The 14986-nt window shown below is 63.8% G+C and carries 11 protein-coding genes; 5 read left to right on the top strand and 6 right to left on the bottom strand.

The annotated features are described in order from the left end of the window. Window positions 1–80: 80 nt before the first annotated feature. Window positions 81–1835, top strand: coding sequence for an NAD(P)/FAD-dependent oxidoreductase (locus VFL62_RS06690; protein WP_325171581.1), 1755 nt, complete (start codon window positions 81–83; stop codon window positions 1833–1835). A 69-nt stretch (window positions 1836–1904) separates the two neighbouring features. Beyond that, a complete protein-coding gene (locus VFL62_RS06685) occupies window positions 1905–2876 on the top strand; it encodes a peptidyl-alpha-hydroxyglycine alpha-amidating lyase family protein (RefSeq protein WP_325171580.1) in 972 nt (323 codons plus the stop codon). Between the two features lie 24 nt (window positions 2877–2900). Here the strand turns inward: VFL62_RS06685 and VFL62_RS06680 are convergent, their stop codons facing one another. Then, the gene (locus VFL62_RS06680; RefSeq protein WP_325171579.1) at window positions 2901–3890 is read right to left on the bottom strand and encodes a Bug family tripartite tricarboxylate transporter substrate binding protein; all 990 of its coding nucleotides are present in this window, start codon (window positions 3888–3890) and stop codon (window positions 2901–2903) included. Next, complete coding sequence (locus VFL62_RS06675) at window positions 3883–5658, bottom strand: chloride channel protein (protein WP_325171578.1); 1776 nt, start codon at window positions 5656–5658, stop codon at window positions 3883–3885. The genes VFL62_RS06680 and VFL62_RS06675 overlap by 8 nt, the downstream gene beginning before the upstream one ends. 167 nt (window positions 5659–5825) lie before the next feature. On the opposite strand from VFL62_RS06675, the gene VFL62_RS06670 reads away from it, so the two are divergent. After that, window positions 5826–6383 carry an HNH endonuclease gene (locus VFL62_RS06670; protein ID WP_325171577.1) on the top strand — a complete coding sequence of 186 codons (558 nt, stop codon included), beginning with the start codon at window positions 5826–5828 and terminating at the stop codon, window positions 6381–6383. Between the two features lie 53 nt (window positions 6384–6436). On the opposite strand, the gene VFL62_RS06665 is transcribed toward VFL62_RS06670, so the two are convergent. Continuing rightward, a complete protein-coding gene (locus tag VFL62_RS06665) occupies window positions 6437–8188 on the bottom strand; it encodes an acyl-CoA dehydrogenase family protein (protein WP_325171576.1) in 1752 nt (583 codons plus the stop codon). A gap of 166 nt (window positions 8189–8354) precedes the next feature. Here VFL62_RS06665 and VFL62_RS06660 point away from each other — a divergent pair, with 166 nt between their 5' ends. Further along, window positions 8355–9287 carry a LysR substrate-binding domain-containing protein gene (locus VFL62_RS06660; protein ID WP_325171575.1) on the top strand — a complete coding sequence of 311 codons (933 nt, stop codon included), beginning with the start codon at window positions 8355–8357 and terminating at the stop codon, window positions 9285–9287. Window positions 9288–9507: 220 nt separating this feature from the next. Then, a complete protein-coding gene (locus VFL62_RS06655) occupies window positions 9508–10479 on the top strand; it encodes a S1C family serine protease (RefSeq protein WP_325171574.1) in 972 nt (323 codons plus the stop codon). Between the two features lie 53 nt (window positions 10480–10532). On the opposite strand, the gene VFL62_RS06650 is transcribed toward VFL62_RS06655, so the two are convergent. The 3 genes from VFL62_RS06650 to pdeM form a co-directional block, all read right to left on the bottom strand. Then, a complete protein-coding gene (locus VFL62_RS06650) occupies window positions 10533–12128 on the bottom strand; it encodes a PEP/pyruvate-binding domain-containing protein (protein ID WP_325171573.1) in 1596 nt (531 codons plus the stop codon). A 40-nt stretch (window positions 12129–12168) separates the two neighbouring features. After that, on the bottom strand, window positions 12169–14094 hold the full coding sequence (locus tag VFL62_RS06645) for a hypothetical protein (RefSeq protein WP_325171572.1): 1926 nt from the start codon (window positions 14092–14094) through the stop codon (window positions 12169–12171). 180 nt (window positions 14095–14274) lie between these two features. After that, on the bottom strand, window positions 14275–14985 hold the full coding sequence (pdeM, locus tag VFL62_RS06640; RefSeq protein ID WP_325171571.1) for a ligase-associated DNA damage response endonuclease PdeM: 711 nt from the start codon (window positions 14983–14985) through the stop codon (window positions 14275–14277). Between the last annotated feature and the right edge of the window lies 1 nt (window position 14986).

The raw sequence follows: 14986 nt of genomic DNA, 5'->3' as shown, positions 1-14986 counted from the left end.
GCTGCTTTTGACCCGGCCGCAATAGGTATAGCCTCACACGCCAGGAAACGCCGCAACACGGCCGCACCGAGGCCACACCTATGCTTGATCGCACCGACGATATCGCCGCCACTGCCGCAAACTGGCTGGCACAATTCGAGCGGGCGCTGGAGTACCCCGCCGAACACGCGCTTCGGTCCCTGTTTCTCACCGAGAGCTACTGGCGCGACGTGCTGGCACTGAGCTGGAAACTGCAAACGCTCAACGGCGCAGAGGCTATCCTGAAAGAGCTTCCTGTCCTCGCAGCACAACGCGCACCTTGCCGTTTTGCGATCGATCCCGCGCGCGCATCTCCTCGCCGCGTCAGACGCGCCGGCACCGAGACGATCGAGGCGATCTTCAGGTTCGAAACGAACCAAGGCCGCGGCCACGGCATCATCAGGCTGCTTCCCGACGCGCGTGACGGCAACCGGCTCAAGGCATGGACGCTACTCACCGCGCTCGAAGAGCTGAAGGGGTTCGAGGAGACAGTCGGATCGGCGCGCCCGCGCGGCCAGTCTTATTCGCGCGATTTTCGCGGCCCCAACTGGCTCGACCAGCGTCAGGCCTCCGCCGCCTATGCCGACCGCGATCCGACCGTGCTGGTGGTCGGCGGCGGACAGGCCGGGCTTTCGATCGCGGCGCGGCTGAAACAGCTTTCCATCGATACGCTGATCGTCGATCGCGAAAGCCGCATCGGCGACAACTGGCGCAAGCGCTACCACGCGCTGACCCTGCATAATCAGGTGCAGGTCAATCACCTGCCCTACATGCCGTTCCCGCCGAACTGGCCGGTCTATATCCCGAAAGACAAGCTCGCCAACTGGTTCGAGTCCTACGTCGATGCCATGGAGCTGAACTTCTGGACTTCGACCAGCTTCGAACGCGGCGAATACGACTTCGGCAAAGCGCGCTGGTCCGTAGCCCTGCGGCGCGGCGATGGCACGGCGCGCACGCTGCATCCGCGCCACGTCGTGATGGCAACTGGCGTAAGCGGCATCGCAAATATTCCCGACATTCCGAGCCTGAAGAATTTTGCCGGCACTGTGCTGCATTCCAGCCGGTACGACGACGGCGAGAACTGGAAGGGCAGGAATGCCATCGTCATCGGCACCGGCAACAGCGGCCACGATATCGCCCAGGACCTCTATTCGAGCGGCGCTGATGTCACGCTGGTTCAGCGCAGCCCGACCCTGATCACCAATATCGAACCATCGGCGCAATTGGCTTACGCGACCTATAACGAAGGCACGCTGGAGGACAACGACCTGATCGCGACCTCGATGCCGCTGCGGCTGGCGCGAAAGACCCATCAGATGATCACCGCGCAGTCCAAGGAGTTCGACAAGGACCTGCTCGAGGGCCTGAAAGCCATCGGATTCAAGCTCGACTATGGCGAGGACGACACCGGCTGGCAGTTCAAATATCTCACCCGCGGCGGCGGCTACTACTTCAACGTCGGCTGCTCGGATTTGCTGGCGCAGCGCGAAATCGCGCTTCGGCAGTTCGCCGACATCGAATCCTTCGTCGCCGAGGGCGCACGGATGAGAGATGGACAGACGCTTGCCGCCGATCTGATCGTGCTGGCGACCGGATACAAGCCGCAGGAGGCCCTCGTCACGCAACTGTTCGGCAACGAGATCGCTACGCGCGTCGGGCCGATCTGGGGTTTTGGCGACGGCCAGGAATTACGCAACATGTATACCCGCACCGCTCAGGACGGCCTCTGGTTCATCGCGGGCAGCCTGGCGCAATGCCGCATCAATTCGAAGTTCCTCGCTTTGCAGATCAAGGCCCTCGAGGAAGGGCTGCTCTAGCTGTCATTCCGCGCCGCCTCGATGAGGCAAACCGAAAACGACGAAAGAAAAAGAATGGGAGAAAAACAAATGCCAGCCATCCTCGGCTCGGGTGAATATCGCTATCGCGTGGTTGAGAACTGGGCAAAGCTGCCGGACGGATGGTCGCTCACCGACGTCGCATCCGTTGCGGTCGACAGCAAGGACCGCGTCTACGTTTTCAATCGGGGCGCGCACCCGATGATCGTGTTCGATCGCGAGGGCAATTTCATCACAAGCTGGGGCGAAGGTCTTTTCCATCGCGCGCATGGACTGCACATCGATGCCAACGACCACATCTACTGCACTGATGACGGCGACCACACCGTGCGCAAGTGTACCACCGACGGCAAGGTGCTGCTGACCATCGGCATCCCGGAAAAGCCCGCGCCGTTCATGAGCGGCGAGCCGTTCCATCGCTGCACCCATACGGCGCTGTCGCCCAAAGGCGATATCTATGTGTCGGATGGCTACGGCAATGCCCGCGTGCACAAATACACGCCCGATGGCAAGCTGATCAAAAGCTGGGGCGAACCGGGCAGCGATCCCGGCCAGTTCAACATCGTCCATAACATTTCGACCGATGCCGATGGCTGGGTCTACGTCGCTGACCGCGAAAACCATCGCGTGCAGGTGTTCGACGGCAGCGGCAAATACGAGGCGCAGTGGAATAACCTGCACCGGCCGTGCGCCCTGCACTGTTGCGGCGGCAAGTCGCCCAATTTCATCATCGGCGAATTGGGGCCGGGCATGCCGGTCAACCTGCGGGTGCCCAATCTCGGCCCTCGCCTGACCATCGTCGACGCCAAAGGTCAGCGCATCGCGCGGCTCGGCGGCGAGCAGGGTCCAGGCCTTGACGCCGGCAAGTTTCTCGCGCCTCACGGGTTGGCGCTGGATACAAGAGGCGACATCTACGTCGGCGAGGTCGGCGTCACCAACTGGAAGACCAGCTTTGGCGATGCGCCGATGCCGGCGGAGGTCGGCCGGGCACGCTGCCTGCAGAAACTGGAGAAGGTCCGGTAGGCAAACGTCGCAAGGCCCGCTCCGTCAATCGGCCTTCAGGTTCGACGCCCTGATCACCGGCCACCAGCGCTCCGTCTCGGCCTTCTGAAAGGCCCGCAGCGCCTGCGGCGACTGCTGCTCGTGCGGCGAGATCTCGATGCCGAGATCGTCGAGCCGTTGCTTGACGGAAGGATCAGCCAGCACGTCACGCAAGGTGGCGTTCAGCTTCTCGACGATGTCGTTCGGCGTGTCCTTGGGCGCCCAGAGCCCGTACCAGAGCGAAGCTGTAAAGCCGGACAAGCCTGCTTCTTCGACGGTCGGAATATTCGGCGAGGCTGGCAAGCGCGCCTTGCCGGTGACCGCGATCGGCTTGATGCTGCCGGCTGCGATCAGCGACCTGAAATTCGACGACGGCTCCATCATGAAGTCGATCTGTCCGGCGAGCAGGTCCTGCATCGCCGGCGCGTTGCCGCGATAGGGCACGAACTGAAACCTCGTTCCGGTTTCCTTCTGAAACGCGATGCCGGCGAGATGGCCGGCGGCGCCGACGCCGGCGATGCCGACCGAGGCCTTATCCGGATTTGTCTTCAGATACGCAATCAATCCCTTCAGATCATCGGCCGGAAAATCCTTGCGGGCCGCGAGCAAAAGCGGCTCACTGCCAAGATAGATGACAGGCTGGAGATCCTTGAGGAGATCGAACGGCAGCGTGTAGAGGCCGCCGGTCAGCATATGCGTGGTCGAGGTGCCGATCGAAAGCGTGTAGCCGTCGGGGCCGGCGCGAACCGCGCGGGCGACGCCGATCGTTCCGGCCGCACCGCCGACATTCTCGATGATGATCGGCTGCCCGAGAATTTCCCGCATCTTCTCGGCGAGGAATCGCGCCAGCGTGTCGGTGGCGCCACCGGCCGGAAACGGCACGATCATGGTGATGGGTCGGACCGGATAGGGCTGCGCGGAAGCCGCTGCCGAGCCGAGAACGGCGAGGGCAACGACCAGCGATGCAAGCCATCGGTCGATCCGCGGTTCATGCATCGCCTATCACCTCGCGCCGCCGCCGTTCGGACTCTTCGGCATAGCGCCGCATCGCATGCGCTTCGGTCAGGATACCGATCGGCCGCTGATCGCCGCTTTCGACGACGGTCAAAGACTCGGCCTCGGTGATGTCGAAAGCGGCGATCGCTTCGCGGATATTCATGCCGGGATGCAGCACCACGCGCGGATAATGCAGGATGCTGCTCAGCGGCTTCTTGAGGTCGATATCGGCAGCGTGCGCGTCGGAGACAAACACCATGCCCGCGTAGTGACCGGCGTCGTCGACCGCGACCACCTGCGTCTTCGATCCCGGCGGATACTTGGTGCGAAACTCCAATATCGGCGTCGCCGCATTCACGGTCAGCACATCGGGGCGCATCAGCCGCCGTACGGTGAGGTCGCGGATCCATCCGACATCGGCCGCGCTGCGAATGGTCTCGCCGCGCAAGTGCAGCCGCCAGGTCGCGAAGGAATAACCGAACAGCTCGCGCGTGATCTGGGTCGAGATGATGACCGCGACCAGCACGGCCGTGGTGAGCCAAAGGTCGCCGGTCGATTCGAGCGCAATGAACGACATCGTCAGCGGCCCGCCGATGACGGAAGCCGACAGCGCGCTCATGCCGATGATGGCGTAGATATTGGACTCAAGCCCCATGCCGGGAAATATCCCGTCGAAGGCTTCGGCGAAAAGGCGGCCGCCCATCGCGCCGAGAAAAAGCGTGGCGAAAAACAAACCGCCACGAAAGCCGGCCCCGAGCGAGATCACAGAGGCGGTCGTCTTCAGCACGAAGACCATGCCGATGAAGGCGAGCGGCATGGTCACGATGCCGTTGAAGTGGAGAGCGCCGTGGCCCGACGAGAGCACTTGCGGCGTCTGCAGCGCCAACATCCCGACCACGAGCCCGCCCAGCGCCGGGCGCAGCGGCGGCCACGCCACGATCCTCGCCAGCAGCGTTTCGCAAAGCCCGGCGCCGCGCATGATCGCAATGCCGAACAATGCGGCGAAAATGCCAAGCAGCGCGGCCACCGCCAGGTCGCGCCCGAGCACGATGCCGACCACCGGCCCGGCGGCGATGCCCAGCGACAGCGGCGCAAAGGCGTGCGCCACAAAGTAGCCGACGACGGAAGCGACCCCGACCGGCGTCAGGCTTGCCGGCGTATAGCCGCCGATCACAAGTTCGAAAGCATAGAAGGCGCCCGCCAGCGGCGCACCGAAAGCTCCCGCGATCGCTGCAGCCGTGCCGCATCCCACCATCAGCCGCTGGTCGGCACGCCGCAGATGAAACCCGCGGCCGATCGAGGCGGCGAGCCCGCTGGAAAGCTGGGTATATCCCGCCTCAAGGCCGACGGAAGCGCCGACCCCGCTGGACCAAATCGTTTGCAGCGCCACGATGACGCTGCCGCGAAACGACATGCGGCCGCCATGCAGGGCATTGGCTTCGATCGGGTCGATTTCGCGCGCCGGCCGAACGCGTGCCAGCAACAGAAACGCCAAGCCCAGAAGGAACCCGCCGAGGCTTGGAACCAGCAGGGCGCGCGTCGGATCGATCGCGACCTGGCTTGAAAGGCGGTCACCGGGATTAAGGTTGAAGAGCGCGACATGGAGCAAATCCACCGCCGCGCTCATCGCCGCCACCACGAGCCCGCCAATCGCGCCGACCAATGCGGCCAGAATCACCAGGCTGGTTTCGTGGGCCCTGACGAAGGCCCGCAGCCGCCGCGGCGCCTCGAGATAGGGGGACTTGGTGTTCATATTTGGCGTGTCCATCCAGCTTCTTTCAGTGACTTATCGTGGCCCTGGCGGCACCTTCGCAATCCAGCCACAAATAAGACCGGGGTAGACAACCCTCTCTATCCTCTTCACAATCCCGTCACGCTGCATGTAGTATGTCAATGCATGCTGCTTCGCAGCTATATGGAGGCCGGGAGCGTTACTTGAACGCACATGTCTCACAAGGCGGTTGGCCGGTGTTAGTGCTGAACGCGGATTTCCGGCCGCTGAGTTACTATCCGCTCTCGCTGTGGTCGTGGCAGGACGCGATCAAGGCGGTGTTTCTCGACCGCGTCAACATCGTTGAGCATTATGACCGGGCCGTTCGCAGCCCGACATTCGAGATCCAGTTGCCCAGCGTGGTGTCGCTGAAGTCTTTCGTCAAACCGACCACCCACCCTGCCTTCACCCGATTCAACGTCTTCCTGCGCGATCGTTTCGCCTGCCAGTATTGTCTGTCAGGAGATGATCTCACCTTCGATCACATTATTCCGCGCAGCAAAGGCGGCCAGACCACCTGGGAAAACGTGGTGGCGGCGTGCTCGCCGTGCAATCTGAAGAAGGGCAATCTGACGCCGCAGCAGGCGCGGATGTTTCCCAAACAGCAGCCGTTCGCACCGACCGTGCACCAGCTTCACCGCAATGGACGGCTGTTTCCGCCGAACTATCTGCATGAAAGCTGGCTCGACTATCTCTATTGGGACACCGAGCTCGATCCATAGCGGCTCAGCGCCAGCGTCGAAATCCTGGCTAGCTCGAGGATGGACGGCTGGACCTAGCCCTGCGCGAGCGCGGCGGCCCGGGCCAGCGGCACCGGCGCCTCGTCGAGCAGCAAGTCGATCGCCTCGTCCTCCCAGCGCTGCGCATCGAATCCGGCCGGCGGGCGGTCGGCCAGCCGATGCTCCAGGACAAAACGCGACAGCACGAGGCGGCGCGCATCGCCGCCGGCTTTTCCAAGCCGCGCGCCCTCCGTGGCCAGCAGAGTTGCCGTGGTCGCATGATAGAGCTTACCGGTGGCAAGACGGCAGAAGCGCTCATTCTCGGGAGCGGCGGCGACCTGTTCGGCGAAACTTGTCGCCTCGGTCACCGCGCTGGACAGGCGCGTGCGGAATTGCCCCGGCAGTCCGGGGGCGCTTTCCAGAAGCTGTCCCGCGGCTTCGTTCAATTCTTTTTGGGCGCCGGCCTTGCCCACGGCGCGCTGGACCGCATCGAGCGCGTTGATGTTGCTCGTCCCCTCCCAAAGCAAGCCGAGATGGGCATCGCGGACCAGTCTGGCGTTCGGCCAGTCCTCGATATAGCCGTTGCCGCCACGCGCCTCCATGGCGCCGGTGGCAACCGTGACGTTGTCGCGGCAGGCGCGATACTTCGCGATCGGCGTCAACAGCCTCAGCACCTTCTCATCGGCCGTGGCCGCATAGAGCAGCGCCGATAGAGCCTGTTCGGTCGGCACCATCAGCTTCAAGAGCTGGCGGCGCATCAGCGGATGATCGATCACGGCGCGCCCGAAGGCATTACGATGGCGGGAGGCGACCAACGCCTCGTTCAGGCAGCGCCGCATCATGCCGGCGGCACGGGCAAGATGCGAGACGCGGCTGGAATTGACCATGACCAGCATGTGCTTGAGGCCCTGGTCCAACTGACCGAGCTGATAGGCAAGTGCTCCTTCGAATGCGATCTCTCCGCTTGCCATGGTGCGGCTGCCGAGCTTGTCCTTGAGTCTGAGGATTCTGTACGCGTTCCGCGCTCCGTCGGGGAGAACCTTCGGCATCAGAAACAGGCCGAGCCCGCGCCCTCCGGCCGGCGCCCCTTCGGGTCTTGCCAACAGCACCGCGAGTTCGGCATCCGCGTTCGAGCAGAACCACTTCTCGCCATAGAGCCGCCAGGCATCGCCGTCGCGGACTGCGGTGAGCTCCGCCGCACCGACGTCCGAGCCGCCGGCCTTCTCGGTCATGAATTGCGCGCACTTGAACAGGGTCTGCGTGTCCTGGCTCCACATCCGATCCAGATAGCGGTTGCGCAGCGCCTCGCTGCCAAAACGGCGAACCAGCTCCGAGGAACTGTCGGTCAGGTTGACCGGACACAGCAGCCCGAATTCGGCCTGCGCAAACATGTAGTGGAAAACGTATTTGGCGATCGGTGCCATCGGCGACGGCCAACCGAGGACGCCGGCGCGGTGAGACATCGCGTGCATGCCGAACCGGCCGAACGCGATCTCTTCCATCTCCCGATAGGCGGGGTGGTATTCGACCCATTCCTCGTCCCGGCCGTAGCCATCCCGCGCATGCAACACCGGTCCGTGCCGCTCGGCCTGTTCTGACAGATCGTGAAGCCGGCCGCCCGCGAGCTCGCCGAGTTCGTTCAGATGCGGCTTAAGGTGGGTGAGCAGCGCATCGTCCATGTAGAGCGGCAGGATGTCGCGCAGGCCGCCGTCGATCGCATAGAAGTTGGCTCCCCGGCAGGTGGGCGCGAGGGCGGCGGATCGCCGGGCAGCCGCATCACGGCCGGTCAGCGCGGTGTGGATGGTCATGCGTTTCCTCCGACGTCGTTGGTGACGGCTTGACCAGAGGCCTATGACTTGACATCGGCCGCGGCAAACGACTTCTTGGGCAGGTGACTTGAGTTTAAGTCAACACTCGACCGGCGCCTGGATCTCCCGGAAGAGCCGTGTCCAGTGCGCAAAGGGATCACGCAAAATGCCGACGCGACGCCTTCCGCCCTTGCACGCGGTCCGCGCGTTCGAAGCGGCTGCCCGGCATCTGTCGATTACCCGCGCCGCCGAGGAATTGAATGTCACGGTTGGCGCCGTGAGCAGGCACGTCCGCGCGCTTGAGGATCGGATGGGGACCGTGCTGTTTCTTCGCGGCCCGCGCGGCCTTGCCCTCACCTCGGCCGGCCGGACATTCGCCGAATCCGCCCGTGAAGCACTCGACCGTATCGCCGCTGCCGCGGAGGGCGTTCGCTTGCGACGCTTCAGGCGTTTGTCGATCGGCGCCTATGGCTTTTTCGCTTCGCGCTTTCTGATGCCAATCTGGAGTGGGCTCCGGCGCGCACTTCCGGACCTCGAGATCGATCTTCATACCAGTTCCAATCCGGTGGATCTTCTTGCCAGCCGGTTCGATGCCGTCATTGCCGTTTCCGACGCGCAGCCGCGACCGGGGCTGGTCAGGATTCCGCTGATGCCGATCTCCACCGTCCCGGTATGCGCACCCGGCTTGATAAAGAGAGGTCCGCTCGATTTCGCCGCCGTACCGCTTCTGCATGCCCGCCCGCGGCCCGACGATTGGCGGCGGTGGCTGGACCATGCCGGGCTCGCCAACGTACCCGTGCAGGGCGGCAGCAGCTTCGAGAGCCTCAGCCTGGCGATCGAAGCCGCGGCAGCCGGACTAGGCGTCGCGATCACGATCGATGGGTTGCTCGCACCCGATCTTGCCAGCGGCGCGGTGGTGAAAGCGCACCCGGCGGTGCGCCCGACCCGGCGCTCGTTCGTGCTCGAATATGAACAGCGCCTGGCGGAAGATCCGGCGGTCGCGGCCTTCTCGGCATGGATTTGCGATCCGGCACGCCGCGATCAGCTGCCGCGCGGACTGCAACCGAATGGTGCGCGACGCCAAGGTGCGAACCGATAGGCGTGAAACGATAAATGTTCAGAAACCTCAAAATCAATTCGACGCGAGTGACGGCGCCGCATTGATTTTTTCCGAGGTTATTTTTCCGTTTCGAGCGGAGCGCTGCGACCGGCGATCCCGCTGCGCAAGGCCTTTTCCGAAGAAAATTTGCGGCCTAAGATTGCAATGTGCAGAATCGAAATCGCCGTCAGGCTTTCGGTTGCCGTTTGGGAGATTCTCCATGCCCGCCCTGACTGAATGGAAGGTGCCACCGGCGAACCAGCCTCGCGCAAGCGACTATGGCTTCGACCTCGACCGGGCGCTCGCCTCGGTGGTTGGCCTGCATTCGATCATTCCATCCGACGCGTTCACCGCCGATACGCTCGGGACCGAGCGCGCCGGCAATGGCGTCATCATCGATGACGGCCTTGTGCTGACGATCGGTTATCTCATCACCGAGGCCGAAGCAGTCTGGCTGCATTTGGGCGACGGGCGCGTCGTCCAAGGCCACGCGCTCGGTGTCGATGCGGTGACCGGTTTCGGGCTGGTGCAGGCACTCGGGCATCTCGGTCTGGATCCGCTGCCAATCGGTTCATCCGCGGCCGTATCCGTCGGTGACCGCGTGGTGCTCGGCGGCGTCGGCGGACGCACGCGCTCGGTGGCAAGCCAGATCGCCGCCAAGCAGGAGTTCGCCGGTTATTGGGAATACATGCTGGACGAGGCGTTCTTCACGCACCCCGCTCACCCGAACTGGGGCGGTACCGGCCTGATCTCCGATCGCGGCGAGCTGATCGGCATCGGCTCGCTTCAGCTTGAGCGCGAACGCGAGAACAAAGCCGAGCATATCAACATGGTCGTGCCGATCGATTTGTTGAAACCGGTGCTGGACGACCTGCGCAGGTTCGGTCGCGTCAACAAGCCGGCGCGGCCCTGGCTCGGGATGTATACGACGGAGATCGACAATCGCGTTGTCATCGTCGGCGTATCGGCCAAGGGCCCCGCAGCCCGCGCCGAACTCAAGGCCGGCGATGTCATTCTTGCCATCAACGGCGACAAGATCACCTCGCAAGCGGGCTTCTATCGCAAGCTCTGGTCATTGGGATCGGCCGGCGTCGATGTGCCGCTCACCGTTCATCATGAGGGCGTCACCTTTGATGTCGTACTGGCCTCGACCGACCGCGCGCGGCTCTTGAAGGCGCCGCGCCTGCACTGACGGGCGTTCGCGCAGATGCTTCGTCGAAATGCGATGAACATCGGAAAGTCAGACTAGACCGCCACGCACTGGCGTTCCTGCGAGCGCCACGAGGCCACCTCCGCAAGCTCGGCCTCGGGTCGCTTTGCTACCGTTTCAAGCCGTCCGAGGTAGATCTTGCCGCTGTCGCCATCGACGGTGAGCCAATCGCCCTCCAGAACCGTCGTTCCATCAAATTGCGCGCGGCCGATCGCACCGTCGATCGATAGCTTGCTGCATCCGACGATGCAGGGCTTTCCAAGCTGACGCGCGACGAGCGCGGCGTGAGAGGTCCGCGCCCCTACGCTCGTCACGACGCCCGCGGCCAGCGCAAACCCCTCGACATCGGCGGTGCTGGTGTCGGGACGCACCAGAATGACAGGGTCGCCCGAGCTTGAAAGGCGCCGGGCGCTCTCTGTCGAGAACACCGCCCGGCCGCTCGCAATTCCGCCCGAAGCGGCGATCCCTGTCACAACCGGCGTGCCGGCCGAGACCAGGGAGATCTCGACAACTGTCGTCGGATCAATTCCGTCAAGCCGTTCCAGCGCTTGGCATGGCGATATCAGTCCCTCATGCACGAGGTCGACAGCGATGCGCAGCGCGGCGCGCGGCGTCCGCTTGGCCGGGCGCGTCTGCAAGGTCCACAGCTTGTTGTCCTCGATCGTGAACTCGACATCCTGAACGTCGCCGAACTCCCGTTCGAGCTTGTCCAGAATATCGCGCAGTTCAGTCGCCTGCTGTGGCAACGTTGAATCCATCGCGTCCTCGGTGCCTGGCGTTCGCCGCCCCGAAACGACATCTTCGCCCTGGGCATCGAGCACGAAATCGATGACCGGCTGTCGCAATCCGGTTGAGGGATCGCGCGAAAACGCAACACCCGAGCCGGACGAAAGCCCGCCATTGCCGAAAACCATCGCTTGCACCGTCACCGCGGTACCCTGCAAGTGGTCGAGCCCCTGAAGGCGACGATAGGATTGCGCGCGTTCGCTCATCCACGAGCGATAAACCGCTCCCACCGCGCCCTCAAGCTGCCCGGCGGCGTCCTCGAGCCAGTCTGAGTCGTAGCGCTCCGCAATCAAGGCCTGCTCATTTGCGGCCAGCCGTTCGAGCGCCTCGCTGTCCAGTTCGTAATCGCCACCGACCCCTTCGCTCAGAACCAATTCGGCCAGCCGGTGCGCAAACACTGACGGGTCGAACCCCAACACCGTCTCGGCATAGCTTTGCAGAAACCTGCGACGGCAATCCCATGCCAGGCGCGGCCGGCCAGTGGTGCGGATCAGGCCCTGCACGGCGCCCAGCGTGCAGCCGACGTCAAGCACCGTATCCAGCATGCCCGGCATCGAGCGCGCCGCGCCGGATCGCACCGACAGCAAGAGCGGCCGCCGATCATCGCCGAACCGCTTTCCTGTCGCCTGCTCCAGAAACGCAATTCCCACCTTCAATCCGTCGCGCAGGTCACGGTCGGCATCCTGCCTCGACAGCATGGCAGCGCAATGGGCAATCGGCAGCACGAACGCCGGTGGCACTGGCAGGCCGAGCGCCGCCATGCGTGCCAGGTTGGCGGCTTTAGCCCCGATCTCTTCCGCCGAATAGGTTCTGCCCGACGAGCTTCCGATACAAACGATCTCCATCCTTCAACTCCTGCGAACGTGATTTACCGCCTGCGGCCTGTCACGCCGACAAATCGGCCATAATGTGCCGTCGCAACAGGTGCGCCACGCTGGCCAGCCGGTCGGTGGCGCGCTCGATGGCGCGGGCAAGTTCAATAGCGCAAAGCGAGGTCGAAACATCGAAATGACCCGCGAATACCAGCGTCGTAATCTCGCGCTCGCACCGGTCAGCCGCGTGTTCGGCATCGACGATGCGGGCGATTGCATTCAGTGCGTCCTCGGTGTCCAAGCGCAGGCCATTTGGCACGTTGATCGCTGCGGCGAGGCCCGATGCGGCCGCCTCGGTTGCGCTGATCGCAACCGCGCACAATTCAGCGAGCGCCGAAAGCAGCCGTAAGTCCATGCCCGCCGCCGCAAGGGAAGCGACAAAGGCCGCCTGCTCCAGTTCATCGATGGCGTCCTCGACGCGGTCGATGAGTTGCTCGATGATCGATCCCGCGGCGAGACGGATCGCCTCCTTGCGCGCGTCGGCCGCGATACGATCGGCTTTGCGCTCGATCAGCCCTGCCCGCGCGCTGAGGCGTTCGCCGTCGGTGCTCTGGCCGGCTCGCATCGCTGCAACGTGACCGGCGACGGCCGCGATGATGTCATGCGCCAGTCCCACCTGCCGCAGCACGCTGCCGAGCAAAGTGCTGTCGACGCGTTCCAGGTGCCGTATCAGATCCGCCTCGATCTGATCGCGGACCAGCCTTACAGAACGGCCGCCGCTCAATGCTTCGGTCGATATTCGCATCGCCGACTGGATGAAGTCGGCCGCGGCGCAACGGCCGAGCACCTGATCCAGCCTTTCGCCAAAGCGAATCCGCGATGGCGCGGCGTTACGGACAGCCGCGCCGATCAAATCGTTGCCGCCGAGTTCGAGAAGAGCCCGATGCCCGATGCGCCGTCTGGCGCCCCAATCGAGAATTCGTATGGCATCTTCCTTGGCGACCCAGTTACGCAACAATTTGCGCGCCTTGTTCCAGTCGATCAGGAAGACCAGCGCCGCGCCAAGCGCGGTCAGGAAAGCGTCGCGATCGCCGCGGCTGCCCGCCTGCAACTCGCCGGTGACCAGATAGAAGGCGGCGTCTTCGCCGAGGGAAGTCGAGTGGCGGTCCAATCCACTCCACTCCACATCGAATTCATCGAACAGCGCAATGAAGAATTTGGCGCGCGGCCGATGCACGTCCGTGTAAGTCACGCTGACGGAATTGCCGCTGACTGCGACAACCACCACATGCGCATCGGTCTCGCCAATGTCGTTTTGGATCAGGAGCCGCCCGTTCGAACGGTTTGCCGTGGTATCGAGACCTGGATGATTGAATTTCAGTCCACGCGTCGCGTTCAATCCCTTCATGAAACTTTCGACAGCGTCCCTGTCCTCCGTCTGCAAACCAAACGTATGAGCACCGCTTACGATTTCCTCCGAGCACAACGCCGCCAATCGGTTTATCGCCTTGTGCAGGTCCATCACCAGACGATGCAGGCTGTCGGCGCCGCCTTGGGTGATGGCCGTTAATTGCGCGACGCGTGCGATTTCAATTTCGTCGGCGGCCTCAAGCAGGCCTGCGGCGCGGATCGCGGCGAGCCGCGCAGCAAGAGGTTCGCTTTCAGCCGGCTCTCCGGCCTTGACGGCATCAAGCATCGCAGCGATGTCGCCCGTGATCTCCTCGATCAGCTTGGCCAGGTTCGGCGCGGTCATCCGGCTGCCGCCGACAAGATGAGCCCCTCCGATCAGCGTTGCGAGAGCGGCGGGCGAAATTCCGGCCGCCCGGCTTTCGGCGTTCAGTTCGACGGGCGGGCGTCCCGGCTCCTGAGCGCGACGTAGCGCGGCCTGTAGCGCGCTCATGCGCACCTTGATGCGATTATTGGCGGCTAGCCCCTCCGCGAGGAGGGCGGGCAACAGGATATCGGTCTGCCCGAGTTCGCTGATGATCTGAGTTTTCATGGCGTCACCCCAATAAGAGTAACGCCCTTTTCGCGTGCGCCCGGGCGCAGTTCATTGCGCTAGATCATTCATCTAATTGTCATATATCCGCCCGGCACGGCTTCTCCTGCGCTAGCAAGATAAGCAGCACATCTTCGCTCCCGTAGGCGGGACAAGAGGAGTACGTTGGGCGGATAGGAACTAGTAACAGCGCGCAGCCGAAATCGTGTGCAGGCGCAAGTCCCCGAGCACATGCGCCACGAAGGCGCGGCTGAAGATTTTTGCGAACGCGTCGTCGCGAATGCTCAAGCCTCCGGTAAAGGCGCCGAAGGCCGGCATCACCATGCGCTCGCCGTCGCTTGCAAAACAGCGCCGCTCAAGCCATCGCGCCCGCGTCGCGACCCGCGCCTTGGGGTGAAGATGTCCGGCGATTTCGCCGAAGGCGCCGGTCGGCTCGTGGCGAAATACGATCGGACCGATCGCGACTTCGGTCGCGACGGTACCACCGAGATCGGACGGCAGGGCGGGATCGTGGTTGCCCGAGATCCAGATCCAGTCGCGCCGCGCCTGCAAGGCCGCGAGCGCCTCGCGGTCCGGCGCCGACAACCGCCGATGGGCGGTGCGATCATGAAAGCTGTCGCCCAGCGCGATCACGATCTTGGGGTCGTGGCGCGCGACGGCGGATGCGAGTCGGCCAAGCGTTGCCACCGTGTCGTAGGGCGGCAGCAGCACGCCGCGCGCGGCAAAGCTCGAACCTTTTTCAAGGTGCAGATCGGAGACGACCAGCAGGCTTTGCTCTTTCCAGAACAACGCGCCGGAAATATCGGCCAGCAACGTCACGCCGGCGATTTCGATGCTGGCGGTCGGCGCCGGCGCGCTTTCGTCTTCCAGAAATTCCCCGCCCGCGTTCATA

It is taken from the genome of Bradyrhizobium sp., assembly GCF_035701725.1.
Taxonomy (GTDB): domain Bacteria; phylum Pseudomonadota; class Alphaproteobacteria; order Rhizobiales; family Xanthobacteraceae; genus Bradyrhizobium.
This window is presented reverse-complemented; position numbering and strand designations above follow the sequence as displayed.

Coding starts and splice junctions, on each gene's coding strand:
- VFL62_RS06690 (WP_325171581.1), top strand. CDS start 81: ATGCTTGATCGCACCGACGATATCGCCGCCACTGCCGCAAACTGGCTG.
- VFL62_RS06685 (WP_325171580.1), top strand. CDS start 1,905: ATGCCAGCCATCCTCGGCTCGGGTGAATATCGCTATCGCGTGGTTGAG.
- VFL62_RS06680 (WP_325171579.1), bottom strand. CDS start 3,890: ATGCATGAACCGCGGATCGACCGATGGCTTGCATCGCTGGTCGTTGCC.
- VFL62_RS06675 (WP_325171578.1), bottom strand. CDS start 5,658: ATGGACACGCCAAATATGAACACCAAGTCCCCCTATCTCGAGGCGCCG.
- VFL62_RS06665 (WP_325171576.1), bottom strand. CDS start 8,188: ATGACCATCCACACCGCGCTGACCGGCCGTGATGCGGCTGCCCGGCGA.
- VFL62_RS06660 (WP_325171575.1), top strand. CDS start 8,355: ATGCCGACGCGACGCCTTCCGCCCTTGCACGCGGTCCGCGCGTTCGAA.
- VFL62_RS06655 (WP_325171574.1), top strand. CDS start 9,508: ATGCCCGCCCTGACTGAATGGAAGGTGCCACCGGCGAACCAGCCTCGC.
- VFL62_RS06650 (WP_325171573.1), bottom strand. CDS start 12,128: ATGGAGATCGTTTGTATCGGAAGCTCGTCGGGCAGAACCTATTCGGCG.
- VFL62_RS06645 (WP_325171572.1), bottom strand. CDS start 14,094: ATGAAAACTCAGATCATCAGCGAACTCGGGCAGACCGATATCCTGTTG.
- pdeM (WP_325171571.1), bottom strand. CDS start 14,985: ATGAACGCGGGCGGGGAATTTCTGGAAGACGAAAGCGCGCCGGCGCCG.